23 protein-coding genes are annotated in these 26,752 nt (G+C 43.7%); all 23 read right to left on the reverse strand.

Annotated features, from left to right (window positions below):
* Positions 1 to 159 precede the first annotated feature (159 nt).
* The 23 genes from AC622_RS12615 to AC622_RS12725 all read right to left on the reverse strand — a co-directional run bounded on the left by AC622_RS12615 (position 160) and on the right by AC622_RS12725 (position 26,581).
* Positions 160 to 372, reverse strand: a complete 213-nt coding sequence (locus tag AC622_RS12615) for a YlzJ-like family protein (protein WP_049671378.1) — start codon at positions 370 to 372, stop codon at positions 160 to 162.
* The gene (locus tag AC622_RS12620; protein ID WP_049672949.1) at positions 369 to 1,112 is read right to left on the reverse strand and encodes a ClpP family protease; all 744 of its coding nucleotides are present in this window, start codon (positions 1,110 to 1,112) and stop codon (positions 369 to 371) included. Before AC622_RS12620 ends, AC622_RS12615 begins: the two co-directional genes overlap by 4 nt.
* Positions 1,113 to 2,169: 1,057 nt before the next feature.
* Entirely contained in the window at positions 2,170 to 3,837 is a 1,668-nt protein-coding gene (locus AC622_RS12625; protein WP_049671379.1) for a ribonuclease J, read from the reverse strand.
* 220 nt (positions 3,838 to 4,057) lie between these two features.
* Positions 4,058 to 4,930: a 4-hydroxy-tetrahydrodipicolinate synthase gene (gene dapA, locus AC622_RS12630; RefSeq protein WP_049671380.1), complete on the reverse strand. Its 873-nt coding sequence runs from the start codon at positions 4,928 to 4,930 to the stop codon at positions 4,058 to 4,060.
* Between the two features lie 35 nt (positions 4,931 to 4,965).
* Entirely contained in the window at positions 4,966 to 6,216 is a 1,251-nt protein-coding gene (dapG, locus tag AC622_RS12635) for an aspartate kinase (RefSeq protein ID WP_049671381.1), read from the reverse strand.
* Positions 6,217 to 6,343: 127 nt separating this feature from the next.
* A complete protein-coding gene (gene asd, locus AC622_RS12640) occupies positions 6,344 to 7,390 on the reverse strand; it encodes an aspartate-semialdehyde dehydrogenase (RefSeq protein ID WP_049671382.1) in 1,047 nt (348 codons plus the stop codon).
* 186 nt (positions 7,391 to 7,576) lie between these two features.
* Entirely contained in the window at positions 7,577 to 8,167 is a 591-nt protein-coding gene (gene dpaB / locus AC622_RS12645) for a dipicolinate synthase subunit B (RefSeq protein WP_049671383.1), read from the reverse strand.
* On the reverse strand, positions 8,164 to 9,066 hold the full coding sequence (gene dpaA, locus AC622_RS12650; RefSeq protein ID WP_049671384.1) for a dipicolinic acid synthetase subunit A: 903 nt from the start codon (positions 9,064 to 9,066) through the stop codon (positions 8,164 to 8,166). The genes dpaB and dpaA overlap by 4 nt, the downstream gene beginning before the upstream one ends.
* 250 nt (positions 9,067 to 9,316) lie before the next feature.
* Positions 9,317 to 9,574 (reverse strand): YlmC/YmxH family sporulation protein, encoded by a 258-nt coding sequence (locus AC622_RS12655; RefSeq protein WP_049671385.1) that lies wholly within the window; start codon positions 9,572 to 9,574, stop codon positions 9,317 to 9,319.
* A 161-nt stretch (positions 9,575 to 9,735) separates the two neighbouring features.
* Positions 9,736 to 10,965: a M16 family metallopeptidase gene (locus AC622_RS12660; RefSeq protein WP_049671386.1), complete on the reverse strand. Its 1,230-nt coding sequence runs from the start codon at positions 10,963 to 10,965 to the stop codon at positions 9,736 to 9,738.
* A 105-nt stretch (positions 10,966 to 11,070) separates the two neighbouring features.
* Positions 11,071 to 12,033 carry a polysaccharide deacetylase family protein gene (locus AC622_RS12665; RefSeq protein ID WP_442853806.1) on the reverse strand — a complete coding sequence of 321 codons (963 nt, stop codon included), beginning with the start codon at positions 12,031 to 12,033 and terminating at the stop codon, positions 11,071 to 11,073.
* A 182-nt stretch (positions 12,034 to 12,215) separates the two neighbouring features.
* Entirely contained in the window at positions 12,216 to 14,330 is a 2,115-nt protein-coding gene (pnp, locus tag AC622_RS12670) for a polyribonucleotide nucleotidyltransferase (RefSeq protein ID WP_049671387.1), read from the reverse strand.
* A gap of 209 nt (positions 14,331 to 14,539) precedes the next feature.
* Positions 14,540 to 14,809 (reverse strand): 30S ribosomal protein S15, encoded by a 270-nt coding sequence (rpsO, locus tag AC622_RS12675; protein WP_049671388.1) that lies wholly within the window; start codon positions 14,807 to 14,809, stop codon positions 14,540 to 14,542.
* 125 nt (positions 14,810 to 14,934) lie between these two features.
* Entirely contained in the window at positions 14,935 to 15,879 is a 945-nt protein-coding gene (locus tag AC622_RS12680) for a bifunctional riboflavin kinase/FAD synthetase (RefSeq protein WP_049671389.1), read from the reverse strand.
* A gap of 38 nt (positions 15,880 to 15,917) precedes the next feature.
* On the reverse strand, positions 15,918 to 16,844 hold the full coding sequence (truB, locus tag AC622_RS12685) for a tRNA pseudouridine(55) synthase TruB (protein ID WP_049671390.1): 927 nt from the start codon (positions 16,842 to 16,844) through the stop codon (positions 15,918 to 15,920).
* Positions 16,845 to 16,909: 65 nt separating this feature from the next.
* Complete coding sequence (gene rbfA, locus AC622_RS12690) at positions 16,910 to 17,269, reverse strand: 30S ribosome-binding factor RbfA (protein ID WP_049671391.1); 360 nt, start codon at positions 17,267 to 17,269, stop codon at positions 16,910 to 16,912.
* Positions 17,270 to 17,282: 13 nt separating this feature from the next.
* Positions 17,283 to 17,561: a DUF503 domain-containing protein gene (locus tag AC622_RS12695; protein WP_049671392.1), complete on the reverse strand. Its 279-nt coding sequence runs from the start codon at positions 17,559 to 17,561 to the stop codon at positions 17,283 to 17,285.
* Positions 17,558 to 19,852: a translation initiation factor IF-2 gene (gene infB / locus AC622_RS12700; RefSeq protein ID WP_049671393.1), complete on the reverse strand. Its 2,295-nt coding sequence runs from the start codon at positions 19,850 to 19,852 to the stop codon at positions 17,558 to 17,560. The genes AC622_RS12695 and infB overlap by 4 nt, the downstream gene beginning before the upstream one ends.
* Positions 19,853 to 19,871: 19 nt before the next feature.
* Complete coding sequence (locus AC622_RS12705; protein ID WP_049672951.1) at positions 19,872 to 20,171, reverse strand: YlxQ family RNA-binding protein; 300 nt, start codon at positions 20,169 to 20,171, stop codon at positions 19,872 to 19,874.
* A 5-nt stretch (positions 20,172 to 20,176) separates the two neighbouring features.
* Complete coding sequence (gene rnpM, locus AC622_RS12710; RefSeq protein WP_049672952.1) at positions 20,177 to 20,452, reverse strand: RNase P modulator RnpM; 276 nt, start codon at positions 20,450 to 20,452, stop codon at positions 20,177 to 20,179.
* A 23-nt stretch (positions 20,453 to 20,475) separates the two neighbouring features.
* Positions 20,476 to 21,603 carry a transcription termination factor NusA gene (gene nusA / locus AC622_RS12715; protein WP_049671394.1) on the reverse strand — a complete coding sequence of 376 codons (1,128 nt, stop codon included), beginning with the start codon at positions 21,601 to 21,603 and terminating at the stop codon, positions 20,476 to 20,478.
* Positions 21,604 to 21,632: 29 nt separating this feature from the next.
* Positions 21,633 to 22,106, reverse strand: a complete 474-nt coding sequence (gene rimP, locus AC622_RS12720; protein WP_049671395.1) for a ribosome maturation factor RimP — start codon at positions 22,104 to 22,106, stop codon at positions 21,633 to 21,635.
* 155 nt (positions 22,107 to 22,261) lie between these two features.
* Complete coding sequence (locus AC622_RS12725) at positions 22,262 to 26,581, reverse strand: PolC-type DNA polymerase III (protein ID WP_049671396.1); 4,320 nt, start codon at positions 26,579 to 26,581, stop codon at positions 22,262 to 22,264.
* Positions 26,582 to 26,752: the final 171 nt, after the last annotated feature.

Raw genomic sequence — 26,752 nt, forward strand, 5'->3', positions numbered from 1 at the left:
TTCTAAAATTAGCAGCTTCATATCAGCCAATTGTCTATGTATGTACTTCTTGGTGAAAAAGTGCTGACATAACGCTTAAGGAAAACAAAGAAAGCAGCCTGGCCCCGGCTGCCTATCCCTGTTCCCTTAATTATAGCATATTTGGCCTTTCAAATCCTTTTATTCCGGATGATAAATTATATTGCCGGGGGATAGAGAAGTGGATAAATAATCATTCGGTTCTGTGCTAATGATACGGTGTACCCGGACGGACCCATCAGGCAATCTCTCGCCAACAAATGGCACACCGCCTTTGTTAAAGACGCTATGGTAATCAACGTTCGTCTGATCCATCGATAATAATTCCTCAGGTATGATTGTGTAGTACGTCATTGGATAGGTGTACCCTCCTGTTCTTTGCCTGCCTTGATTAATTCATTCAACTTGGCAATGGCACTCCCGATTCCTCCTACCTCATTGATTAAGCCTGTTCGCACCGCATCTTCCCCGATGACATTCGTGCCGATGTCACGGGCTAGGTTCCCGCGGGCAAACATCAAATCCTTAAAGGTTTCCTCATCAATACTGGAGTGCTTTACGACGAAATTAACGACCCTGTCCTGCATCTTATCCAAATACTCAAATGATTGCGGAACACCTATGACCAAGCCTGTCAGACGAATGGGATGAATCGTCATGGTCGCCGATTCTGCGATAAAGGAATAATTGCAGCTAGTCGCAATGGGAACACCAATGCTATGGCCTCCGCCAAGAACTATTGATACAGTCGGCTTAGATAAAGAAGAAATCATTTCAGATATTGCCAGTCCAGCTTCCACATCTCCCCCTACCGTATTCAGGATGACTAGCAGTCCCTCAATGGCAGGATTCTGCTCAATCGCTACAAGCTGTGGAATGACATGTTCATATTTTGTTGTTTTATTTTGGGGAGGCAATTGCATATGCCCTTCGATCTGCCCAATGATATTTAAGCAATGAATATTTGAATCCTTTGGTAATTGCGGCACATTCGTCTGTCCCAGGGATTGAATCTTATCAATTAAGCTGCTTGGGGAAACCCCCTTCTCATCAGCAGCCTTTTCCTCACGTGGCACCTCTTCAGCTTTATCCATTGTTTTCACAGGCTCCCTTCTTAAATCAAGCAAACGCTTCTCATTAGTATGGGCAAACACGATGAAATCATACGTTTAGTCATAAACACACTGCATACAAAAAAGGAACCCTTTTTATAGGGTTCCCCTTCTCTTAACACCTTAGGTGACTCAACCATGCATCAGCTGATTTAAATATAAACTGGTTATATTCTTAACTTTCCTGTCCGGTACTTTACGTTCCTGCATTCAGCTGAAGTGTGTTTCTTCCGCTTAATAAAAGGTTTCTTTACACCTTTTGTTCTAAACATTACACACACTGCATTGATATTTAGTTATTGGTTACTCAACCCATCTTTTGCGACTTGATTGGTGTTGACATGTGGAATCAATCTTCCATGTCTCAATGAATAGTGTCATTATCGGGCTTATCGATGATTGTCCTTAAGTAAAGTAATATCCATAACGCCACCTTTATAATGAAAATCCGATAAAAGGCTTTTGGTCGATTCTATTCAGGCCTTTTGTGACATCCCCACTAGCTGTCTGCCAAATCAGCCCTTCCATCCTCTCCCGATTGAGTTATGTTTATAAGCCAGAATATCCTTTACTTCCAGGTCTGCAATCCATATCTCCACATCTTCATTAGACCATTCATGCAACCCTTCTTCGCATGGCAATTCAGGTATATAGCCAACGTTCACGTTTCTTGCTTATTTACTTCTTACTGGTACTTGCACGGAACGAAACACTATATGATTGAGTCGCCTGAGGTGTTAATCCTGCTTTCTTTTTAATTTCTTTCCTATCCTCCTTTCATTTATAGTTTACCCGGCTCACATAAAAAGAAACCGCTTGCAAACATTTTTTTATTTTTTTTATTCATTCAGGAAAAGGAATGTAAAGTCCATTTTTTTCATCCATCCGATTGAAGCCGAAAACTGCAAGGGCGCATTCCTGCCATATCGATTATGCTATTAAAAATGGATGCAGCAAAAGAAAAAAGCAGGTAAAAAACAATCTGTTTTTTACCTGCTTGCAAGAAACCTATTCAAAGAGCAATCCTTTCAGCAAATGCTCAGACTTCCATAATAATCGGTAAAATCATTGGACGGCGTTTCGTTTTTTCAAATAAGAATGAATGAAGATTATCACGGATCTCCTGCTTCATACCTGCCCAGTCAAAATGGTCCTTGGATGTATTCTTCAGGACGATTTCACGAACGATAGAATTGGATTTTTCCATTAAGGATTCTGACTCTCGTACATAAACAAATCCTCTTGAGATAATTTCAGGACCTGCGACAATGCTTTTATCAGAACGGCTTAGTGTCACAACGACAATGAGAATTCCATCCTGTGATAATAGACGGCGGTCACGAAGCACGATATTACCGACGTCACCTACACCGCTTCCATCAATCAAGACATTGCCAGTCGTTACTTTGCCAAGGCTCTCAATATGTTCCTTTGATACGGAGATAATCTCACCGTTATCAGGGATGAATATTTGTTCTGGTTTAAATCCAATGGACTTGGCAATACGGCTATGTGCAATCAGCATTTTGTAATCCCCTTGAATCGGGATGAAATACTTAGGCTTCATCAGATTGAGCATCATTTTGAGCTCCTCCTGGCTGCCGTGGCCTGATACATGAATGCGATTCTTTCCAGCGACCACCATGGCTCCTGCCCTAAATAGAAGATCAATCGTTCTTGACATGAGCAGCTCTCCCCCATAAAGAGGATTCGCCGCAAGCAATACCGTATCACCTTGTTTAATGTTCACTTGCTTATGCGCATGCTTAGCCATCTTCTGCAGAGCTTCAAACGGCTCACCTTGAAGACCGGCAGCGAGAATAACAATCTCATTGTCATTATAGCCTTCAAGCTGATCAACCGGGATAAGTGTTTCCTCTGCTACTTCTAAGTAATTGAAGCGAAGGGCAATATCGAGCACCTTTTGCATGGATTTACCGACGACCGCTACTTTCTTGGCGTTGTCCCGCGCTGCATTGAACACTTGCTGCAATCCGTTAACATTGGATGCATAGCAGGCAACAATAATACGGCCTTTTGCCTTATAGAACTCATCTGACATTTGCGCAGCTACAAGGGATTCAGACGGCGTAAAACCGACCTTCTCAGCGCCTGAGCTGTCAGACAGCAAGCAAAGAACCCCTGCTTCTCCAATTGCCGCCATCTTACCTACTTCGGCTTTATATGGTCCTTGAGCAGCTTGGTCAAATTTAAAATCACCTGTATATACGATTGCTCCTTCTTTTGTATCGATGCAGATACCAACAGAATCCGGTATACTGTGATTCGTTTTGAAGAAGGTTATTCTCGATGTCGCAAAACGAAGTGCCGTGTTAGAATCCACCACTTCAAATTCAACATCTACTCTTCCTTTGATTTCCTCAATTTTGGCTTTCGCCAATTCGATTGTCAGCCTTGTCCCATACACAGGGGCATCGAGCACCTCAATGATGTATGGTAAAGCGCCAATATGGTCCTCATGTCCATGAGAAAGGAATATACCTTGGACACGTTCTTTGTTTTCGATTAAATAAGTAATGTCAGGGATGACTACATCGATACCGAGCATCTCTGTTTCCGGAAACATTAATCCGGCATCAAGAACGAAGATATCCTCATCTACTTCGATGACATACATGTTCTTGCCAATCTCCCCCGCACCGCCTAGGGCGATTACTTTTATGTTTTGTGTTAGTTGTTTTACCAATTTAGTTCCTCCTGTATTAACTGCTCGTCCATTTCCAATTGAAACCATTATAACCGAAATCCGTTTCCTTGCGCTACCCAGACGGACTTTTTCAATAAATCAATCAATTGAAACGACTCTTTTACTGCTGGTATGTATGACTAGATGATAAATATAAGGCAAAAGCCAACCCCGCTGGATTGGCTTTTGTCCATAAGAAACTAAAAGGAAACTGACAAGCTTACAGTGTGTTCAATAACTGAATAAGCGTGTTTCTTTCCACTTCATTCATAGGTACAAGAGGCAGACGAACGGATCCTACGTCAATTCCTTTTATTTGTAAGGCCGTCTTGACAGGTGCCGGGCTAGGCGCCATGAACAGCCCTTCCATAATTGGAAGAACGCGCTGATGGATCTTTGCAGCCTCTTCCTTTTCACCAGAAAGGAATTTCTGGATCATATCCTGAATATCACGACCGATAATGTGAGAGGCAACAGAAACGACACCTGCACCGCCGATAGCAAGCACCGGCAACGCTAACCCGTCATCCCCGCTGTACAAATCAAAATCATCAGGTGTGTTGGCGATGATTTTGGTCATCGCATTGAAATTCCCGCTGGCTTCTTTAACCGCTTTAATATTCGGCACTTCTGAAAGACGAATGACTGTTTCCGGAGAAATATTTGTCACCGTTCTGCCCGGTACATTATAAACCATCACTGGAAGGCTTGTAGATTCAGCGACTGCCTTGAAATGCTGGTACAGCCCTTCCTGACTTGGCTTGTTATAGTACGGAGCGACGAGCATAATCCCGTCCACTCCAGCCTCTTCGGCTTTCTTCGTTAAGCTGATAGACGCATACGTATTGTTGCTTCCAGTACCGGCAATGACCGGTACACGCTTATTGACAATCTTCACGACATACTCGAATAATGCAACCTTCTCTTCTGTCGTTAAAGTCGGAGATTCCCCTGTTGTGCCAGACACAACAAGTGAATCACTGCCTGTTTCAATTAAGTAATCAATCAATTTAGCTGTTTTAGCAAAGTCGATGTTCCCTTTGTTGTCAAAAGGGGTAACCATCGCTGTGGATACGCGGCCAAATAGAACCATACTTCCACTCCCTTTAGTTAAAATTAAAAATTATCTCAGTAATCGACTGCCCAATCGATTGTGTTTTCATCCTCAAGATGGAGATTAAATGCATGATGCAGGGCATTAACGGCTTCAACCAGGTCCTTTTCCTTTACTAGAACCCAGATGGTCGTATGACTGTCAGCAGATTGCAGGATTTGGATTCCTCTCTCCGATAATGGGGTCACAATCTTTGCCGTCACACCAGGCACACCCGTAATTCCGGCGCCGACAACCGATACCTTGGCACAATTCGGCTCGACAATCGGATCGTGGCCAAGTTCTTTCAAGACAGAGATGGCCGTATCAGCATCTTTGTCTGAAACCGTGTAGATTACACCGTTCGGATAAATATTAATGAAGTCCACGCTGATTCTGGCATTCGCCATAGCTGTGAATACCTCAGACTGCAGATCATACTGACCTTCCTTCGCTTGTACCTTAATCTGCGTAATCTGTCCGACATGAGCAATTCCGGTAACAAGGCGCTCCTGAATATCACTGCCGCGGCGGTGCTTCGGATAGCTTGTAACCAAAGTACCCTCTCCATCAGTATATGTGGAACGGATCCTCATTGGCACTTTTGCCTGCATGGCAATTTCCACTGCCCTTGGATGAATAACTTTCGCCCCTTGATAAGCCATGTTGCACACTTCTGTATATGTGACAACTGACAACGGGCGGGCTTTTTCTGCAATGCGCGGATCGGCTGTCATGATACCTTCTACGTCTGTAAAGATATCTACATATTCTGCTCCTAAAGCTGCTCCAAGAGCCGCCGCAGATGTATCGCTTCCTCCTCGGCCAATCGTCGTGACGTCACCATTTTCAGCAACGCCCTGGAAGCCGGTAACAACGATCACCTCTGCATTTTCCAGTTCATTTAGGAGCCTGTCAGTATCGATCTCCAATATTTTCGCATTGGTATAATCCTGGCTGGTACGGAACCCAGCCTGTCCGCCAGTCAATGCTGTTGCTTTTATGCCGTTTTGAAGAAGCATATTCGTGAAAACAACCGAAGAGATGACTTCTCCGCAGGATAAAAGCAAGTCCTGTTCCCGTTCATTCAAAAGAGTACTCGGACCATTGACAAGAGACAGCAAAGTATCGGTTGCATAAGGGTCTCCCATTCTGCCCATGGCAGAAACGACTACAACAACCTTATACCCCTTCTTCAATCCGCTCTTTATATGATTTAAGGCATATTCTCTGCTTTTTGGATCACGAACGGATGTACCGCCGAATTTTTGAATGATTATTTTCATTTCTACACCTCGAAATCGGCCTTTTTGAACGGCATAGATCAAAAAGGCCAGATATACATTGTTGATTAATGGTTTAAAACATCCAACCCTGAGCCTTATGCAAAAGCTCGGCTGGCGCATCTATTCATTAGTTGACAATTCCTAAACGAACAAGACTCTCAGCAATTTGAACAGAGTTCCACGCTGCCCCTTTTAATAGATTATCGGAAACGACCCACATATGGAATCCTTTCTCCTCATCCAAATCTTTCCGCACACGACCTACAAATACATCGTTCTTGCCAACACAATCAGCCGGCATCGGATATTCTTGATTTTCAGGGTTATCCTGCAGGACAATACCTGGCGCTTCTTTAAGAAGTGACTTAATCTGTTCAGCTGTGACTCCGTCCTTGTCAATTTCAATATAAACGGATTCTGAATGGCCGACTGCAATCGGCAATCTCACACATGTGGCAGATACTTTCAATTCCGGCATATGCATGATTTTCTTTGTTTCATTGATCATCTTCATCTCTTCAAACGTAAATCCGTTATCGGTAAAGACATCGATTTGGGGAATGGCATTGAACGCAATTTGGTAATGCTTCTCTGCTCCCTTAACCGGAAGGATCTCTGCTTTTGGCTCCTCTTGGCCGAGAATTGCCCTTGTCTGATTATTTAATTCCTCAATCGCAGCAGCACCCGCTCCAGAAACAGCCTGATAGGTTGAAACGACAACCTTCTTCAGTCCGTATGCCTGACGGATCGGCTCTAGTGCCGCTACCATTTGTATGGTGGAACAATTCGGATTGGCGATGATTCCATTATGTCCGCGGAGGTCCTCTTCATTCACCTCAGGCACCACAAGCGGTACATTCTCATCCATACGAAAAGCACTTGTATTATCAACTACGATTGCCCCGCGCTTAACTGCTTCAGGAGCAAGTTTTTTCGAGATGCTTCCCCCTGCGCTGAATAAGGCGATATCTACGCCTTCAAAGCTTTCTGGGCGAGCTTCCTGTACAGTAACCTTTTTCCCATTAAATTCAATCTCTTTTCCAGCAGAACGAGAAGAGGATAATAAACTAATTTCCCCAATTGGGAAGTTTCTTTTTTGGAGTGTCTCAATCATTTGCTGTCCGACTGCGCCTGTTGCGCCTACGACAGCCACATGGAATAGTTTTTGCGTCATTTGTTTGTTACCCCTTCCTTGAGCAATTATAGATAGAATTTTGCACTATATCTGTAGTAAAGATTTAAATAATTATCACAACTATTATCATATCCATTACGAAAAAGAGCAACATTTTTCAAAGCAGATAGCAAATAGTTCTTTTAAAAACCTATTATACTATATTTTTGTCGATTATCGCGGTTTTCAGGAGAATCTTTCGATTAAAATTGGCTGGATTTGCTTCATCTCCAACGCATGTTCGACTGTCTCAATCAAACTTTCCATTCTTGCCACCATTGAGTTCGGTTTCTTATAAGGATCATCCTGGCCAAATGGAATGAAGAAAATGTCCTTCGTACTCAATAATCTCATCAAATTAACCCCATTAAGACCAAGAGCATCATTCGTCGAGATACCAAGTACAACTGGGCGGTGATTACGTAATGTCGCCTTTGCTGCCATCAGTACTGGTGAATCATTTTGCGCATTGGCAAATTTACTCATAGAAACTCCAGTCATTGGGGCAATGACCATGCAGTCGAGCGGCATCTTCGGACCAAGAGGCTCTGCATCTACAATTGTATCAATGACTTTACGATTCGTCAGCTTTTCAATTCTAGCTATCCAGTCCTCTCCTTTTCCAAATCTCGTATCTGTATTTTTCACGGTATGGGTCACAACAGGAATAACCTCCGCTCCCTCATTTACCAAGTTTTCAATTTGTGGATAGACTTCATCGTAAGTACAATGGGAGCCTGTTAAACCAAAGCCGATTCGCTTGCCGCTGATTTTCATGATTGTTTCCCCTTTCCTATCTCATGTTCCTCATACAATAGCTGTCCAAGGACATTGGCCAGGATTTTTCCGGCTGTCTTTGGAGCAACAATACCCGGCAATCCTGGTGCCAGAATGGCTTTTATGCCTCTTTTTTCAGCATAACGGAAATCGGTCCCTCCAGGCTTTGAGGCTAGGTCGATAATTAATGTACGTGAAGGCATTTTGGCGAGGACATTGGCCGTAATAATTTTATGCGGAATCGTATTAATACAAATATCCACATTCTCTACTTCCTTCTCTAAATCAGCCGTAAAGAAAGGAGTTAGTCCCATTTCCGTTATCCGGGCAATATGCTCTGTTTTCCTGGCGCCAACCTTGACCTTACCTCCGAGGGCATGAAAGCTTCGCGCCACACTCATTCCTGTTCTGCCCAAACCTAACACAATGACATTTGAACCATGAATGGTAAAATCGGTATGCTGGATTGCCATCATGATTGCACCCTCAACTGTTGGAATGGAGTTATAGATGGCTACATCGTTTCTTTCAAAGAGTTGGATGAGCTTTCGGTTTGTTTTGGCAGTGACTTCTGTTAAATAATCATTGCTGATTCCGGAATATATGGTGCAGTGCTCAGGTGTATTGTTTAGGAAGCTTTCTGTCAGAACGACTTGTTTGTTGGAGAAAATCGTTTCAATTTTCCCTTCCATATTGGTCCCTGCGACCGGCAAAATGATTGCATCCAACTCACCTACAGGCAGGTCCTCAAGCCCTTCCTTCACCGCCCCTGTATAGGCATGTGCCAATTGTTCAAATCCAGTCAAATACACTTTTGCATCCAATTCTGTCAACTTTCGAATTACTTCAAGCTGCCTGGCATCTCCGCCAAGGACAGCAATCTGCATCCCTGTGAGCATGGAGGAGGTTCACCTTCTTCTTTGTTTGGTTGTGTTTAGCCAAATGGATGACGCCGCTTTTCAAAAGGTCTTATGGCTTTTCTTCTCAACCCTTTGAAGCCGTCATCTATCAATACAAATGAAACATGCTTTGACACAGTCTTTCACTAAGTGCATATAGTTCTCTCACATCATATGACCATTTCCTGAAGGGGTGCTATTTATAGACAAACAAAAAAACGCCCCTCGGCGTTTTTTCGGCTGCTGCATTCTATTCTCCTTGAAATTCTCCATTTGACGGAATATCAATGATAATCATATCTGTGCCAATCTTTTGGATATGCGACCACGGCACCCTCACCTCATTGCCCTGCTTACGGAAACCAAACCATTTGCCAGAGGGGATAATTAAAGCCGTTATCTGGCCCGTTAATTCATTAATTTCAAGATCAGTCTGCCCTAAAACACCCAATCTTTCAGCGCGCTTCACATCCACGATTTCTTTCCCGCTTAATTCACTCAGCTTCATGCTTTCCCTTCTTTCTGCCAGATGATCTATATAACTATCTATATGGCGTTCAAGCCTGTTTAGAAGGTTTTTTTCCTTATCCAGGGGAAACGTTAGACAAGCACAAAAAAAGCAGGCAGCACGGCTTTATGAAAGCCTGCAGCGCCTGCTGATATTTCAGATTATAAATTCCATGTATCCTGCGGACCAATGAGAGCTGCCGCATAAGGACCCTTGAACACATCATTAATACATTGATCTACACTGTCGATTGTAACCTTGTCGATTAATTCAATGATATCATCGAGCGAGCGGTGACGACCCAATAATAATTCATTTTTGCCATTACGGCTCATTCTGCTGTTCGTGCTTTCAAGGCTTAGCATTAAGCTGCCTTTAAGCTGCTCTTTAGAGTTCTCTAATTCTTTTGCTGTAATGCCTTCGTTTGAGAGAACATCCAATGTAGATTGAATGGTGGTGAACAGCTCCTTCACCTGATTCGCTCCTGTTCCGCCGTATACGACCACAAGACCATTATCCTGGTACGAAGTATGATAAGAGTATACGCTGTAGGCAAGTCCGCGCTCTTCTCGCACACTTTGGAAGAGACGGCTGCTCATAGAGCCCCCGAGTACATTATTTAAGATTATGAGGCTGTAGATATTCTCATGGCCAACATCATAGCCATTATAGCCTAGACAAAGATGTGATTGTTCCGTATCTTTCTTACGGACGAGCTTATTCGCATGGAAGGACGGCTTCTCAAGCTCCGGTCTTGCCTTTCCGCCTTCATAATGTCCAAACAGGGCTTCTACCTGTTTGACGAAAGCCTCCGTTACATTACCGGCAACTGATATGACAACCTTATCAGGGGTATAGTGATCGTAAACATATTGCTTTAATGTATCTGTCGTAATCGTATCAAGCACTTCTTCTGTTCCGAGTATCGGATACCCTAGCGGATGCTTCTCAAAAACAGCTTGACTCAATAAATCATGCACGATGTCATCTGGTGTATCTTCATACATTTTGATTTCTTCACATACGACATTCTTTTCTTTTTTCAGTTCTTCTTTAGCGAAGGTAGAGTTGAAAAACATATCGCCAAGCACATCAAGTGCGTAGTCAGCATGGTCATCGAGCACCTTCGCATAATAGCATGTGTATTCCTTGGATGTGAAGGCATTGACTTGCCCGCCGATACGATCAAATGATTCAGCAATTTCTTTCGCTGTACGTGTAGTTGTCCCCTTGAAAAACATATGCTCCAAGAAATGGGAAATACCATTATTAATCGGGCCTTCGTTTCGTGAGCCCGTTTTAATCCATATTCCAATCGCTACTGAGCGAACTGTCGGGATGGGTTCTAATACTACGCGAACGCCATTTTGACATGTATATTTAGTTATCAACGATTCTTCCTCCTATTCATGTTGCTCTTCTTATAAACATACCCATTATGTATAAACATTCCACCCTAAATAAGAGAATATTTACCCAATCATCAAGAAACACCCTTATCGTCTGATTCTATCCTCCAAAAGTGCCTCTCCGACAGGAACGATCACATAGGTTTTCTCAATAGATGTGATTAATGTCTCGAGTGATTTTGCTGTCGAGTCAGTCGGATGCATCAGTACTAGAGCTCCGTTATGAAGCTTGGGAACTACCCTGTTGATTAAGGCCTCAGGTGTCGGTTTTCTCCAATCCACCGTATCCACTGTCCAAAGAATGGTTTCCATTCCCACACTTGCTGCAGCTTTGACAGTCGTATCGTTAAAGCTTCCGCTCGGCGGTCCAAACAATGCCGGCTTGGTCCCTGTGACCTCCTCGATGACCTTGTTCGTATCCACGATTTCCTTCACCGCAGCTTGCATGGAGAGCCTTTGCATATCAGGATGTGTATAGGAATGATTGCCAAGCTCATGACCTTCTTTCGCAATGGCTCTAGCCATTTCCGGGTTATTCTTGACCCATCGTCCTTCAAGGGAAAATGTTGCCTTAATATGATGCTTTTTTAATGTGTCTAACATTGAGTCTATGTATTCGTTCCCCCATGCCACATTGATAATAAAAGAAACGGAAGATTTATTAGGGTTTGCTCTGTAAATCGGTGATGGCGGCAAATCCTGTAAATGAACAGAGGGGGCTATTTCTTTGAAGACAAGCATATTCTCCTTGAATTTACCCTTTGCTTTCATTTTTTTATAGGATTTATCAACATCTATCTCTATTCCATTATACCCGGGTGTCTTTTTCCAAACGCGATCGACAACAGCATCCACTGGCTTTTCGCTATATTTCTCTGCAGCCTGCTGGATTTCTTCATGCAAACGGTCTTGAACAGCAGCTGCAGGGACAGATGATTCTTTTTTCATTCCTGTCAGATAGCTTTCTGTCCATGAATTTTGCACCAACACCCATGATAAACTGCCAATGGCACATATTGCAAGAAATTGCGACAATTTTTTATTCAACACGTTCTCCCCCCTATAAGGAAAATGTATGAGGGAGGTGGACATGTTAGAACTTTCTATGCGGGAGAATAGCTTGGCAGCGATATTGTTAGTCAGTCTCTATAGAATGCGTATAAGCAGCTATTCACTTTCATAGGATGAATGAAAAGGCTAGGAAACATATGTCTCCTAGCCGTCAATTGCATTTACTGCTGTTCTGCTTTTTCTTTTTGCTCTTTCAATACTGCTTTTCTTGAAAGATTTACTCTGCCTTGTCGATCGATTTCTGTAACTTTAACAAGAATTTCGTCGCCAATCTTCACGACATCCTCTACTTTGCCGACACGTTCTTCAGCTAGTTCAGAAATATGAACAAGACCATCTTTTCCTTTAAAGATTTCAACGAAGCAGCCGAATTTCTCAATGCGCTTGACGGTACCTAAATACATTTGGCCAACTTCTACCTCACGCACGATATCTTCAATGATGCTCTTCGCTTTCTCATTCATCTCTTGGTCGGTAGAAGCGATATAGACTGTACCATCCTGCTCGATATCAATCTTAACGCCAGTTTCTTCGATAATTTTGTTGATTTGCTTACCGCTTGGTCCAATGACATCGCGGATTTTATCCGGCTTGATTGTCATAGTCAAGATCTTCGGAGCATATTGGGAAAGCTGATTACGCGGCTGGTCAAGTGTACCCATTAAATGTTCAAGAATATGGTTGCGTCCTTTTTGAGCCTGCATGAGAGCTTCTTCGAGGATCTCACGGGTAAGTCCAGCAATCTTAATATCCATTTGTAAGGCTGTAACACCTTTTTTCGTTCCAGCCACTTTAAAGTCCATGTCGCCGAGATGGTCTTCCATACCTTGAATATCAGATAGGACGGTATAATGCTCACCTTGTTTAACAAGGCCCATTGCAATACCGGCAACCGGTGCTTTAATCGGTACACCTGCGTCCATAAGGGCAAGCGTACTCGCACAAATACTTGCTTGTGATGTAGAACCATTAGATTCAAGTACCTCAGATACAAGACGAATGGTATACGGGAAATCATTTTCATTAGGAATAACCGGCTCCAGAGCTCTTTCTCCCAATGCACCATGACCAATTTCCCGTCTGCCTGGTCCTCTGATTGGTCCAGTTTCACCGACAGAGAAATGCGGGAAGTTATAATGATGCATGAATCGTTTGGATTCTTCTAAGCCTAAGCCATCAAGAATTTGAACGTCTCCAAGAGCACCAAGCGTTGCGATGGAAAGCGCCTGTGTTTGTCCGCGTGTGAAGAGACCTGAACCATGTGTACGAGGCAGGAGGCCGACTTCAGATGATAGCGGACGAATCTCTTCTGGATTTCTTCCGTCTGGACGAACCTTTTCTTCCGTAATTAAACGGCGAACTTCATCTTTTACTAATTTACTGAGGATTTCTTTTACTTGTTTCAGCGTATCCTCATCTGCTTCTCTTTCTTCAAATACAGCAAGGACCTTATCTTTCACAGCGGAAATAGCATCCTCACGTGCATGTTTTTCCTGTACCTGAACGGCACCGTTCATCTCCTCTAGACACATGCCTTTGACTTCATCAACCAATGCAGCATCTAATTCATAAAGGACGATTTCACGTTTTTCTTTACCGACTGCCTCAACGATTTCCTGTTGGAATTTAATCAATTTCTTGATTTCTTCATGTCCGAACATAATCGCCTCTAGCATCGTTTCTTCCGGAACTTCATCTGCGCCGGCTTCAACCATGTTAATAGCATCCATCGTTCCTGCAACAGTCAGGTGAATATCGCTCTTATCAAGCTGTTCAATCGTTGGGTTAATAACGAATTTGCCATCTACTCGGCCGACAATGACTCCTGCAATCGGACCTTCAAACGGAATGTCTGATACACATAAAGCAAGAGAAGAACCAAACATAGCGGCCATCTCAGTCGGACAGTCTTGATCGACAGATAAGACCATGCTGACAACCTGGACGTCATTTCTGAATCCATCTGCGAATAAAGGGCGAATCGGGCGGTCAATCAAGCGGCTTGTTAAAACAGCCTTTTCACTTGGTCTGCCCTCTCGTTTAATAAATCCTCCCGGGATTTTCCCTACTGCATATAATTTCTCTTCATAACTTACTGTTAATGGGAAGAAATCAATATTTTTTGGTTCTTTTGACGCTACGGCTGTACTTAATACTGCCGAGTCGCCATATCGAATTAAGGCAGCGCCATTAGCCTGCTTTGCTAATTGGCCAATTTCAACCGTCAATGGACGGCCTGCCCAATCTAAAGAAAATGTGCGTTTTGTTTGCTCCATTTCTTCTATTACTCCTCTCTACTGCGTTAAGCTTGCATAATTTATCCTAATATCTTGTCCTTGACAGACAAAAGTGGGATTTTAACACCAAATTACTATTAGTATACTCTATTGTTGCCCAGTTTAAAAAGCTAAAGTGTCCACAAAGTGGTTCATTACCCTCTATGTATAACAAAAAAGCGGGATAAATCCCGCTTTTTCTGAGTAGATTATCGACGTAAACCAAGCTTGTTGATTAATTCGCGATAACGAGTAACGTCTTTGTTACGCAAATAAGTAAGTAAGTTACGACGTTTACCTACCATTTTCAAAAGGCCACGACGAGAGTGGTGATCTTTCTTGTGTGTGCGTAAGTGTTCGTTTAAAGTGTTGATTTGTTCAGTAAGGACAGCGATCTGAACTTCTGGAGACCCAGTGTCGCTCTCATGAGTTTTGTACTCATTGATGATCTGATTTTTACGCTCTTGCGTTAATGCCATCCTAATTCACCTCCTAATTTTTCAATCCCCTGTTCCTGAGCGGGCGTTGGTGATGCGCACTGCCAAGGAAAGGTTCATTTGATACGTTTACTAGAATACTACTATCTGCTTGAAAAAGCAAGTGCTTAAAAGTTTTCGAAATATTCAGCTGCAAACCTTTTATCCTGCTCCAGCTGGGCAATGAGGGCATCGAGACCTTCAAACTTCTTCTCATCACGAATTCGTGTACACCATTTAACAGTGACTTCCTCACCATATATATGATCCTCAAAATCTAATAGATGGACCTCAACGGTCGGAATCTCCTCTTTCTCAGAGTGGAAGGTCGGCTTGTACCCTACATTACAAATGCCATTATGCCATGCTCCTTTTACGAGCATTCGTACACAATACACACCCACACCAGGCAAATAATAATCAGGGTCGACTTCCACATTGGCTGTCGGAAAGCCGAGCAGACGCCCTCTCTTCTCCCCGTCAACCACCTGTCCCTTCACATTGAATGGTCTTCCCAAGAGGCGTGCCGTCTCTTCCACATTCCCGCTTATAAGCTCCTTGCGTATTCTTGTTGAGCTTATTTTCTCGGAGTCAAGCTCCTGCTTGGAAACAATCGTCTGAGCGATTTGTCCATGTGTATACATTGGGAGGTCTTCCATTGTCCCTTTGCCGCGATGCCCATACGTATAGTCAAATCCAGCCACGATATGCTTCACATTCAAGGAAATTAAATATTCCTTCACGAAAGCCTCCGGACTCAGGCTTGCAAATTCCTTCGTAAAATGAACGATAAATAAATAATCAATCCCCATTTGCTCGATGAGAGCCACTTTCTCATTCATGGGCGTTAACTGTCTGACATGCTTGACTTCCTTATTTAATATAACGGACGGATGAGGGTCAAAAGTCATGACAGCCGTCTGAAGTCCTTTTTCCTTTCCCGCTTCTATAGCCGTTTGTATGACTTGGCGGTGCCCTGTGTGAACACCGTCAAAATAGCCAAGGGCAATGGCTAACGGGGGAAATTCATCCCCTTTAAATGTATGGGGATGATGAATCTTGATTATTTGCATAATGATTCCCCTTTTATCTAGTCTCCACCAATAGTTTACTATACATTTGGTATAACTTTAACAGGTTTGCATAACCCTTTCTTCTCCGGATGATGCTGATAGACAGCCAAGAGTTTTTCCTGTTCATTCAAAACCGCAAAAGGACTTTGTATTTCCCCTGCCAGGAGATCGCGTTCAGACAGAACAGCGCCATTTTGAACCCTTGAGGCAATGTCTGGAGACACCTGAAGCCTTGGCAGGTCCACGATTCCTTCTTCAATAGGTCTTAAAACGCTCTGGACTTCCCCATTTTCTGCTAGTTCGCTCAAGCGCTCTAAGCTGATGGCATCCTCCAGTGTGAAGCGCGCCGACCTCGAACGGACTAATTTAGACATATGTGCGGGAAAGCCTAATTGTTCACCAATCATGCAGGATAAGGTTCGGATATACGTTCCTTTTCCGCAAGCGACACGGAATTTGAACGAGATGGAGTCCCCTTCGAACACATCTCTGTCATCAAGAAGCTCTATCTCATAGATTCGCACCTTTCTTGATGGGATCTCTACCTCCTGGCCTTTTAACGCATACTCATACAATCGTTTTCCATTCACCTTCACCGCTGAATAGATGGGGGGTGTCTGCGTAATTTCCCCTGTCAAGGAGTCGAAAATGGCTAGAATCTCTTCACGCTTAATCACCCTGTCCACTTTCTTCTCGCTGACAATGTCGCCTGAGGCATCCTCCGTTGTTGTAGACCAGCCAAGCGTTACTTCCCCTATGTATTCCTTTCCGGCATCGGTAATATACTCTGCAACCCGTGTAGCCTTTCCGAGGCAGATTGGCAGAACACCTGTCACATCGGGATCAAGGGTCCCTGTATGTCCGACCTTTTTCATTTTGAGAATCTTCCTCACCTTAATAATGCAATCGTGGGAGGTCGCTCCTGCCGGCTTATTCAAAATGAGAATTCCATTTAATTCACTCACTTCATCACATCATTTCCATAAAAAATTTCGCTCACACAGAAAAGGGATAGACATAAATGTCTATCCTACTCTTCCTCATTCTTCTCTTCTTTATGAATTTGGTGGAGAAGGCTTTCGATTCGATTTCCATAATCGATGGATTCATCGAATTCAAACAGCAATTCCGGCGTCTTGCGCAGACGAATACGCTGTCCAAGCTCGGAGCGGATGAATCCCTTTGCTTTCTCAAGGCCTTTAAGCGTATCCTCTCTCTTTTCAGCGTCTCCCAAAACAGAGATATACACTTTTGCCTGCTGAAGATCGCCTGATACTTCAACATCAGTGACCGTCACAAATCCTACCCTCGGGTCTTTTAGCTTACGACCAAGGATATCGCTAAGTTCTTTTTTCATTTGTTCCCCAACACGGGTCGATCTAAGGCTCATATTTTCACCTCTTTTAAAACCATTCTATTGATGTAACTGTACGTTCGATTTCCGGGAAAGAATCCAAATAAGCAATAGCTCTTTGTAATTCCCTTTCCGTAGAGACCTTAGAGGAGGAGACAACGACGATGGCGATCACCGTTCGCTGCCATGTATCCTGAAAGTCCACTTCTGCAACAGAAGCGTTGAATTTTTGTTTCAAACGGGGGATGACCCTTTGCAGAACTGCTCTCTTTTCCTTTAATGAATGCACATCAGGAATCAGACATTCACATTCTGCGGCGCCAATCATGCTCGTTTGATTTCCTCCATGACATAGGCTTCAATAACGTCGCCTTCTTTAATGTCATTGAAGTTCTTGATTGTGATACCGCACTCATAGCCTTGAGCGACTTCTTTCACATCATCTTTAAAGCGTTTAAGCGTATCTAGCTCTCCTTCAAAGATAACGATTCCTTCACGAATAAGGCGGATTCCGCTGTTACGCGTGATTTTACCGTCAGTCACATAGCTTCCGGCAATCGTACCGACTTTAGAGATTTTAATCGTTTGGCGAACCTCTGCTTGCCCGATGACTTTTTCTTCATATTCAGGGTCAAGCATCCCTTTCATCGCAGCTTCAATCTCTTCAATCGCTTTATAGATAATACGGTGAAGACGTACGTCCACTTTTTCAGATTCAGCAGCGCGTTTTGCGTTAGCATCAGGTCTAACGTTAAATCCGATGACAATCGCATTGGATGCAGCTGCAAGGATGATATCAGATTCAGTGATCGCCCCTACACCAGCATGGATGATTTTCACTTTCACGCCTTCTACTTCAATCTTTTGAAGAGAAGCGGCTACAGCCTCAACAGAGCCTTGTACGTCACCTTTAACGATGATGTTAATTTCTTTAACTTCCCCTTGTTTAAGCTGGTCAAACAAGTTTTCAAGCGTCACGCGGGAGCTTTCATTACGAGAAGCAAGCAATTGTTTCTGTGCACGAGCTTCCCCGACTTGACGAGCAGTCTTCTCATCACTAAAGACAACAAAGCGGTCGCCTGCTTGCGGCACTTCGTTCAATCCAGTGATTTCAATTGGAGTAGATGGGCCGGCTTCTTTCACACGGCGGCCTAAATCATTGACCATTGCACGTACTTTACCGAACGTATCGCCGACAACGATTGGATCACCAACGCGAAGTGTTCCATTTTGCACCAACAGTGTCGCTACTGAACCGCGGCCTTTATCAAGCTCTGCTTCAATAACGGTACCGATTGCTTTACGATTAGGATTGGCTTTATATTCATTTACCTCGCTGACAAGCAAGATCATTTCAAGCAATTGATCGATTCCTTCGCCTTTTTTAGCAGACATCGGAACAAAGATAGTATCCCCGCCCCACTCTTCTGGTACTAGGCCATTTTCCACCAATTCCTGTTTCACGCGATCAGGGTTGGCACCTTCTTTATCCATTTTATTGACAGCAACGATGATTGGCACTTCTGCAGCTTTTGCATGGTTGATTGCTTCAATCGTTTGCGGCATAACACCATCGTCTGCTGCAACGACAATAATCGTGATATCTGTTACTTGAGCACCACGTGCACGCATCGTAGTAAAGGCGGCGTGTCCTGGTGTATCAAGGAAGGTAATCTTCTTGCCGTCTACTTCTACTTGGTAGGCACCAATATGCTGGGTAATACCGCCTGCTTCGCCTTCCGTTACCTTTGTATTACGGATGGCATCAAGCAAGGTTGTTTTCCCATGGTCAACGTGTCCCATAATCGTAACGACTGCTGGGCGTTCCACCGTATTTTCTTCTGGATTTTCATCGTCTGCAATGACCGCTTCAAGGTCAGTAACATCGACTTTGATGATTTCTTCTACTTCTACACCGTAGTCTGCACAGATTAATTCAATCGCGTCCTTATCCAGTTCTTGGTTAATGGTTGCCATTACACCAAGCATGAATAATTTCTTGATGATTTCACTCGGCTCACGGTGAATTTTTTTACTTAGTTCAAGGACAGAAAGTGATTCTGTAAACGTGATTTTTTCTGGTAATTCACGTTCTTTCCTTGGAGTTGGCTGATGCTGTGATTTATTTTGGTGACGTTGATTGCCACGTTTATTTTTATTATTTCTGTTATTTTTGAAGTTTCCTCTTCTTTGATTATCTTGCACGCTTTTTTTCCCTTCATTACCCTTAGTTGCCGGTTTATTCTTTGTATTATTATTATTTGTTGAATTCTGGTTGTTTCTTCCCCCAGATTGGTTTTGCCTTTGACCTTGTGCTGCACTCGCTGCAGGTCTGGTATTTGCTTGGCCGCTTCGATTTGTCTGCGGCTTTTTTTGCTGCCCGTTTTGATTCACTCGGTTTTGGTTCTGGTGTTGATTGTCTCTAGTTTGAGCAGCTGGAGAAGACTGGGACTTTGATGATGCAGGATTGAACAGCTTTTCAAGCCTTTCAACTGCATTATCTTCCAAGGCCGTCATGTGATTCGAGACCTCAATCCCCATATCCTTCAGTTTATTAATCACTACTTTACTAGACACATTGTTCTTCTTCGCATATTCATATACACGTACTTTACCCATTCCTTCACCCCCGAATTAGTTAATCGAGCAAGGAGTTTAATTTCTGTGCAAATCCCTCATCTTGTACGGAGACGACCACTCTCGCTTCTTTTCCAATTGCTTCTCCAAGCATGGAACGATCTTGGACCTTTCGAAGCGGCACTCCGTAAAAATGACATTTGTCGGTGATTTTCTTTTCCGTATTAACAGAAGCATCCATTGATAATAAAACCAATTTCGCCCGATTGGAACGAATTTCCTTTATGACCAATTCTTCCCCGGAAATAACTTTTCTCGCTCGATATGCGAGTCCCAAAAGGGACATCCACTTCTTGTTCATTGTCGTCATTTTTTCTCCTTAGCCGCCAGTTCCAATAGTTCATCATAAATGGAAGCAGGCACGTCAGCATCTAAATGATTTGACAGGCTGTTTTTCTTTTTGGCAGCGTTAATGGCTTCCTCAGAAAGGCTCAAATAGGCTCCACGGCCGGATTTCTTCCCGGTTGGATCAATTGATACCTCTCCTTCCTTGGAACGAACAATCCGGATCATTTCTTTCTTTGGCTTCATTTCACCGGTGCCGATACATTTCCTTAATGGTATCTTTTTACGGTTGTTCACCATCATCACCTCACCAATACTTTTTACTCTTCACTATCGTCATCGAGTCCAAATGTGAACCCGGTGAATTCCATTTCTTCTTCTTCATTGTCACGCACGACAGGGTAGATACCTGCTTCACGCGCATCTGTTTCACTCTTGATGTCAATCTTCCAGCCTGTCAGCTTCGCAGCAAGGCGGGCATTTTGACCGCGTTTTCCGATAGCGAGTGATAATTGATAGTCTGGTACGATAACTGTAGTAGCTTTTTCCTCTTCATTCACGATGACCTCAAGCACCTTAGAAGGGCTAAGTGCATTCGCAACGAATACGACAGGATCTTCAGACCATTTAACAATATCGATTTTCTCGCCTTTTAATTCGTTGACGATCGCTTGGACACGCTGCCCTTTTGGACCAACACATGCACCGACCGGGTCAACTTCTGGATTATCAGAATACACGGAGATCTTAGAACGGTCACCCGCTTCACGTGCAACAGATTTGATTTCAACCGTACCATCGAAAATCTCAGGCACTTCAAGCTCAAACAAGCGCTTTAATAATCCTGGGTGTGTACGGGATACAAAGATTTGCGGCCCTTTAGATGTTTTCTCCACCTTAGTCAGGAATACTTTGTAGCGCTCGTGCGGCTGGTAGCTTTCGTTTGGCATTTGCTCATTTGCTGGTAGCAAAGCCTCCGTTTTGCCAAGAGCCACATAAATATATTTAGAATCACGACGTTGGACAATGCCTGTCATGATATCCTCTTCACGATCAATGAATTCGTTATAGACGATTCCTCTTTCAGCTTCACGGACACGCTGTGTGACGACCTGTTTAGCTGTTTGTGCTGCGATGCGGCCAAAGTTCTTTGGCGTAACCTCAAGTTCGACTACATCTTCAAGCTCATAGTTTGGATTGATGCCTTTAGCCTCATCAAGGGAAATTTCAAGACGGGAGTCAAATACTTCATCCACAATTTCTTTACGAGCAAACACTCTCATGGATCCATTCATTAAATTGAAATCCACGCGAACGTTTTGCGCTTGATTAAAGTTTCTTTTGTATGCTGATACAAGAGCAGCTTCAATGGCTTCTACAAGAACATCTCTTGAAATGCCTTTTTCCTTTTCTAAAATGGTCAGTGCATCGAGTAATTCATTACTCATCTTACTAATCCCCTCCTAAAATCTACCCCTTATGAAAAGCTGACGGCAAGTCTTGCCTTTGCAATCTTATCATAGGGAATGACAAGTTCCTTTTTACGTGTTTTAATTTTGATTTCAAGCGTAACCTGAGAACCGTCAAAATCCTTCAGGGTGCCTTCAAACTCTTTCTCATTGTCAATCGGCTCATACGTTTTGACATGGACATTCTTGCCGATTGCCTTTATATAATCCTGGTCTTTCTTCAAAGGACGCTCTGCCCCTGGTGAAGAAACCTCTAGGAAATAATTATTGGAAATAGGGTCCTTTTCATCCAGCTGTTCACTCAGCTTCTCAGAAACGAGGCCGCATTCCTCAATATCCACGCCTCCGTCCTTATCGATATACACTCTAAGGAACCAATTTCTGCCCTCTTTAACATATTCAACTTCCACGAGCTCGAGGTTTAACTCTTCAAGGATCGGGGCAGCCATCTCCTCGACGATCTCTGTTACTTTCTTGCTCATACCTTCACTCCTTTACGGCCTATGTATGCGACTGAATATCATCCTAATACAAACGAAAGAGTGGGTTTCCCCACTCTTTAGCACATACGTATCAGCAGTAATTCTTACTTGAATATAACATAAAGTTATCGAATTTGCAAATAACCGTGCCTTTCCTAGAACAAGGATAGCTGGTTTTGATCTGGCATATTTTCAAGGCATCCATGATTATCCAAGTATTCTAAGATAGTTTTTGATACCTTACCTCTTTGCTGCAAGTCTTCCTTGGATAAGAATTCGCCTGTTTCTCTAGCTTTCACAATATTATAGGCAGCATTCGTACCAAGTCCTGGTATCGAATTAAACGGCGGGATCAGCGTATTCCCGTCAATGATAAATTCTGTTGCGCTTGAGCGGTACAAATCTACCTTCTGGAAGCTGAATCCGCGCTCACACATCTCCAAGGCTATCTCAAGCACCGTCATCAAGTTCTTCTCCTTCGTGCTCGCATCAAGACCCTTTTGGTTGATCTCATCGATACGGGAACGAATCATTTGAGATCCCTTCACCATGGCATCAATATCGAAATCCTCCGCCCTGACTGTAAAGTATGCCGCATAGTAGAGAAGCGGATGATGGACTTTGAAATAGGCAATCCGAACCGCCATAAGGACATAGGCCGCGGCATGGGCTTTCGGGAACATGTATTTAATCTTTTTACAGGACCCAATATACCAAGCCGGAACTTTGTTCTTAAGCATTTCTTCTTCCATATCCTCTGTCAGTCCTTTCCCCTTACGAACGGACTCCATAATCTTGAAGGCAAGGGATGGCTCCAGCCCTTGGTAGATCAAGTAGACCATAATGTCATCACGGCAGCCGATAACCTCGCTCAGGTTACAAATATTCTCCTGAATGAGCTCCTGGGCATTGCCTAGCCATACATCTGTTCCATGGGATAGACCGGAAATCTGAACAAGCTCCGCAAATGTAGTTGGTTTTGTATCCTCAAGCATTTGGCGGACGAATCGTGTCCCGAATTCAGGAACGCCGAGCGTACCGGTCTTACAATTAATTTGCTCTTCCGTGACACCGAGCACCTCCGGCGAGCTGAAGATCTTCATGACTTCCGGATCATCCGTTGGAATCGTCTTTGGATCGATGCCGCTTAAATCCTGAAGCATCCGGATAACGGTCGGGTCATCGTGTCCCAGTATATCCAGCTTCAAAATATTATCGTGGATGGAGTGGAAATCAAAGTGGGTCGTTCTCCACTCTGAATCACTATCATCCGCCGGGTATTGAATAGGGGTGAAATCATAGATGTCCATATAATCAGGTACAACGATAATCCCGCCCGGGTGCTGACCAGTTGTCCGCTTAACACCTGTACAGCCGCTGACTAAACGATCCGTCTCAGCTGAACGAAGATGAAGATTATTATCATTAGCGTAACCGCGGACATAGCCATAGGCTGTTTTCTCTGCGACCGTACCGATTGTTCCCGCACGGTACACATAATCTTCCCCGAACAATACCTTCGTATAATTGTGGGCCTGCGGCTGATATTCACCTGAGAAGTTCAAGTCAATATCTGGTACCTTATCTCCTTTAAACCCTAGGAATGTTTCAAACGGAATGTCATGTCCATCTTTAATGTACGGCACATGGCAATCCGGACATTCCTTATCAGGAAGGTCAAATCCAGAGCCGACGGAACCGTCATTAAAGAATTCCGATTGCTTGCATTTCGGACATACATAATGCGGCGGAAGCGGATTTACCTCGGTGATCTCTGTCATTGTCGCAACAAAGGAAGACCCGACTGAACCACGGGAACCAACGAGGTATCCATCATCAAGCGACTTCTTAACAAGCTTATGCGAAATCAAATAAATAACGGCGAACCCATGGCCGATGATACTCTTCAATTCTTTCTCAAGTCGTGCTTCAACAATTTCCGGCAGGTTCTCCCCATAAATCATTCTTGCCCTGCCATAACTCATGGAACGAATTTCTTCATCCGCTCCTTCAATCTTCGGTGTATATAAGTCATCCTTGATTGGCTTGATCTCTTCAATCATATCTGCGACCTTATGTGTATTGGAGACAACGATTTCCTTTGCTTTTTCCTCACCAAGGAAAGAGAACGCGCGGAGCATTTCATCTGTCGTGCGGAAATGAACATCCGGCAAGGAATGGCGGTTCAACGGATTGGCACCACCCTGCGAGTTAATCAAAATCTTGCGGTAGATCTTATCGTTCGGGTTTAAATAATGAACATTACCCGTCGCCACAACCGGTTTATTTTGTCTTTCGCCGATTTTCACGATATTCGCAATGATGGATTCAAGTGCTTTATCATTACGCACAAGCTCCATTTCAATCAGAGGCGCATAGACCTCCTTCGGATGTACCTCAAGATAATCATAAAACTCAGCTGCTTCCTCTGCCTCTTCAAAGGATTTCTGCATCATGTTCTCAAACACTTCACCGCGGTCACAGCCTGAACCGACTAGGATGCCTTCCCGGTATTTCGTCAGGATAGACCTAGGCAGACGCGGCACACGATAGAAATAATTCAAATGAGCGATGGAGACAAGCTTGAATAAATTCTTCAAGCCCTCCTGGGTTTGCGCAAGCAAGGTGCAATGGTATGGTCTTGCCCGCTGGAAGGCCTTGCCTTTCCCCATATTGTCATTCAGCTGATTATGGTTAACGATGCCTTTCTCATTAGCATCCTTCAGCATTTTCATGAGCAAATGTCCGGTCGTTTCAGCATCATAGATGGCACGGTGATGCTGAACGAGCTCGACATCGAATTTCTTCGCCAAATTGTTCAAGCGGTGGTTCTTCATATCCGGATAGAGGAAACGTGCTAATTCAAGCGTGTCAATAACCGGATTTTCGGCTTTGCCGAAATTCAGCTTCTTATAGCCCATGTTCAAGAAGCCCATATCAAAGCTTGCGTTATGGGCAACAAAAATGCTGTCTCCGGCCCAATCCTTGAATTTTGTCAGTACCTCATCGACCTCTGGAGCATTTTCAACAAGATCGTCCGTAATGCCCGTTAAATTAATGGTCGTTGAAGACAGCTTATGGTGCGGGTTGGCAAATGACTCAAAACGGTCAATGATTTCTCCGTTTTTCATCTTAACAGCAGCAAGCTCAATGATTGTGTCATAAATGGCCGATAAACCTGTCGTTTCAACGTCAAAAACGACATAGGTGCTGTCCTCTAATACGAGATCCTGCGGGTTATAGGCAATCGGCACACCATCATCAATCAAGTTAACCTCAACCCCGTACAGAATCTTGATTCCGTTCTTCTTACCGGCTGAATAAGCCTCAGGGAAGGACTGAGCAACGGCATGATCGGTGACGGCAACCGCCGGATGACCCCATTTCGCTGCCTGTGCAACAAGGGCTGAGACAGGAGTAACGGCATCCATTTGACTCATCGGTGTATGAAGGTGAAGCTCAACACGCTTTTCTCCCTCAGGTGCTTGGTCAACACGCTGTTTGCCGGCGATTTCATTAATATCATTGGCAATCATGACTAAGTCACGAACGAAGGTGTCATTTTGCACACTTCCTTGCACCCTCATCCACATGCCTTTTTTCACGCGTGCCAATTGAACAGCATCCTCTTTATCACGAGAGAACACCTTTACAAGGATACTGTTTGTATAATCGGTAATCTTGAAGGTAAGCAGTGTCCGTCCGCTCTTTAATTCACGAGTCTCTGCATCAAATACATATCCTTCAATGGCAATGCGGCGTTCTTCCTCCACAATCTCATCGATTGCCTTGAAATCCGCATCAGGCTTAATCTTATACCCAATGACAAGCGGTCCATCATCAATTGGGGCATCATCCTTCGATTCAGCCGCTTTTCGCATCTCTTGAACGGCCTGCATTGCTTTCGCTTCGTCCTCTTCTTGCTTTTTCTTCCTGAAGATTTCCATCTCATCACTGAAAATGGAGGAATCAACAACCGCATCCAGCTGAAGGGGCGGGAAGCCGAAGCCTTGATACACATCTGATATCAATCCGGCATACTTTCTTTTCAGCTGTCCTGCCTCTGCTTCATTCCTTGCCTTAATAATGATTTTATTCCCCTCAACCGAAGGACTTTGGCCATGAAGAAGCTCTAGGATTGCAGGTGAGATGCCATCTATTTCTCCTATACAATTCTTCCAATATTCTATAATTAATTCCTTTGACGGCAAGGGATTTCTTACCGTTACAGAATACCCTACAGAAGCGATTGGTGAGAAGGATTGAATCAATTGTGTCGTAAAGCGTGTCCATACGCTGCAAGGAATGATTTGGTCAAAGCTGAAGAAGAAATGCCATTTGCGGGCAACCTTTTCTATGACCACTCTCTCAATTTCTGCGTTATGAAAATGCTGTACGACGGCATCTTCAGTCAGCTGAAGCTGTTGAAGAAGCGTTCTGAATTTATCTTGTTTCATGCGAGAATTCTCTTCCATATCAATCTCTCCCAAAAGTCATTCTCATACTCGTCTAGTCATTATAACATAAGTCTGTTTTCGATAATGCCTGTCCTTTAAAGATTCAATCTTCCATACAGTTCGATTTATCCCGCACTAAACGGGCTTGAAGAACTCCCGCTGATGGAAGTTTCACTTTATCCCGCACTA

The sequence above is a fragment of the Bacillus sp. FJAT-27916 genome (assembly GCF_001183965.1).
Lineage (GTDB): Bacteria > Bacillota > Bacilli > Bacillales > Pradoshiaceae > Pradoshia.

Excerpts from the sequence above, each read along its gene's own strand:
- AC622_RS12620 (WP_049672949.1), bottom strand. The coding sequence starts at position 1,112 with ATGGATAAAGCTGAAGAGGTGCCACGTGAGGAAAAGGCTGCTGATGAG.
- AC622_RS12695 (WP_049671392.1), bottom strand. The coding sequence starts at position 17,561 with ATGATTGGCGCCGCAGAATGTGAATGTCTGATTCCTGATGTGCATTCA.
- rbfA (WP_049671391.1), bottom strand. The coding sequence starts at position 17,269 with ATGAGCCTTAGATCGACCCGTGTTGGGGAACAAATGAAAAAAGAACTT.
- AC622_RS12680 (WP_049671389.1), bottom strand. The coding sequence starts at position 15,879 with ATGCAAATAATCAAGATTCATCATCCCCATACATTTAAAGGGGATGAA.
- dapG (WP_049671381.1), bottom strand. The coding sequence starts at position 6,216 with ATGAAAATAATCATTCAAAAATTCGGCGGTACATCCGTTCGTGATCCA.
- AC622_RS12725 (WP_049671396.1), bottom strand. The coding sequence starts at position 26,581 with ATGGAAGAGAATTCTCGCATGAAACAAGATAAATTCAGAACGCTTCTT.
- rimP (WP_049671395.1), bottom strand. The coding sequence starts at position 22,106 with ATGAGCAAGAAAGTAACAGAGATCGTCGAGGAGATGGCTGCCCCGATC.
- AC622_RS12655 (WP_049671385.1), bottom strand. The coding sequence starts at position 9,574 with ATGAAGCTGAGTGAATTAAGCGGGAAAGAAATCGTGGATGTGAAGCGC.
- pnp (WP_049671387.1), bottom strand. The coding sequence starts at position 14,330 with ATGGAGCAAACAAAACGCACATTTTCTTTAGATTGGGCAGGCCGTCCA.
- asd (WP_049671382.1), bottom strand. The coding sequence starts at position 7,390 with ATGACGCAAAAACTATTCCATGTGGCTGTCGTAGGCGCAACAGGCGCA.
- nusA (WP_049671394.1), bottom strand. The coding sequence starts at position 21,603 with ATGAGTAATGAATTACTCGATGCACTGACCATTTTAGAAAAGGAAAAA.
- dpaB (WP_049671383.1), bottom strand. The coding sequence starts at position 8,167 with ATGAAAATCAGCGGCAAGCGAATCGGCTTTGGTTTAACAGGCTCCCAT.
- dapA (WP_049671380.1), bottom strand. The coding sequence starts at position 4,930 with ATGGTTCTATTTGGCCGCGTATCCACAGCGATGGTTACCCCTTTTGAC.
- infB (WP_049671393.1), bottom strand. The coding sequence starts at position 19,852 with ATGGGTAAAGTACGTGTATATGAATATGCGAAGAAGAACAATGTGTCT.
- rpsO (WP_049671388.1), bottom strand. The coding sequence starts at position 14,809 with ATGGCATTAACGCAAGAGCGTAAAAATCAGATCATCAATGAGTACAAA.
- dpaA (WP_049671384.1), bottom strand. The coding sequence starts at position 9,066 with ATGCTCACAGGGATGCAGATTGCTGTCCTTGGCGGAGATGCCAGGCAG.
- AC622_RS12615 (WP_049671378.1), bottom strand. The coding sequence starts at position 372 with ATGACGTACTACACAATCATACCTGAGGAATTATTATCGATGGATCAG.
- AC622_RS12705 (WP_049672951.1), bottom strand. The coding sequence starts at position 20,171 with ATGAACAAGAAGTGGATGTCCCTTTTGGGACTCGCATATCGAGCGAGA.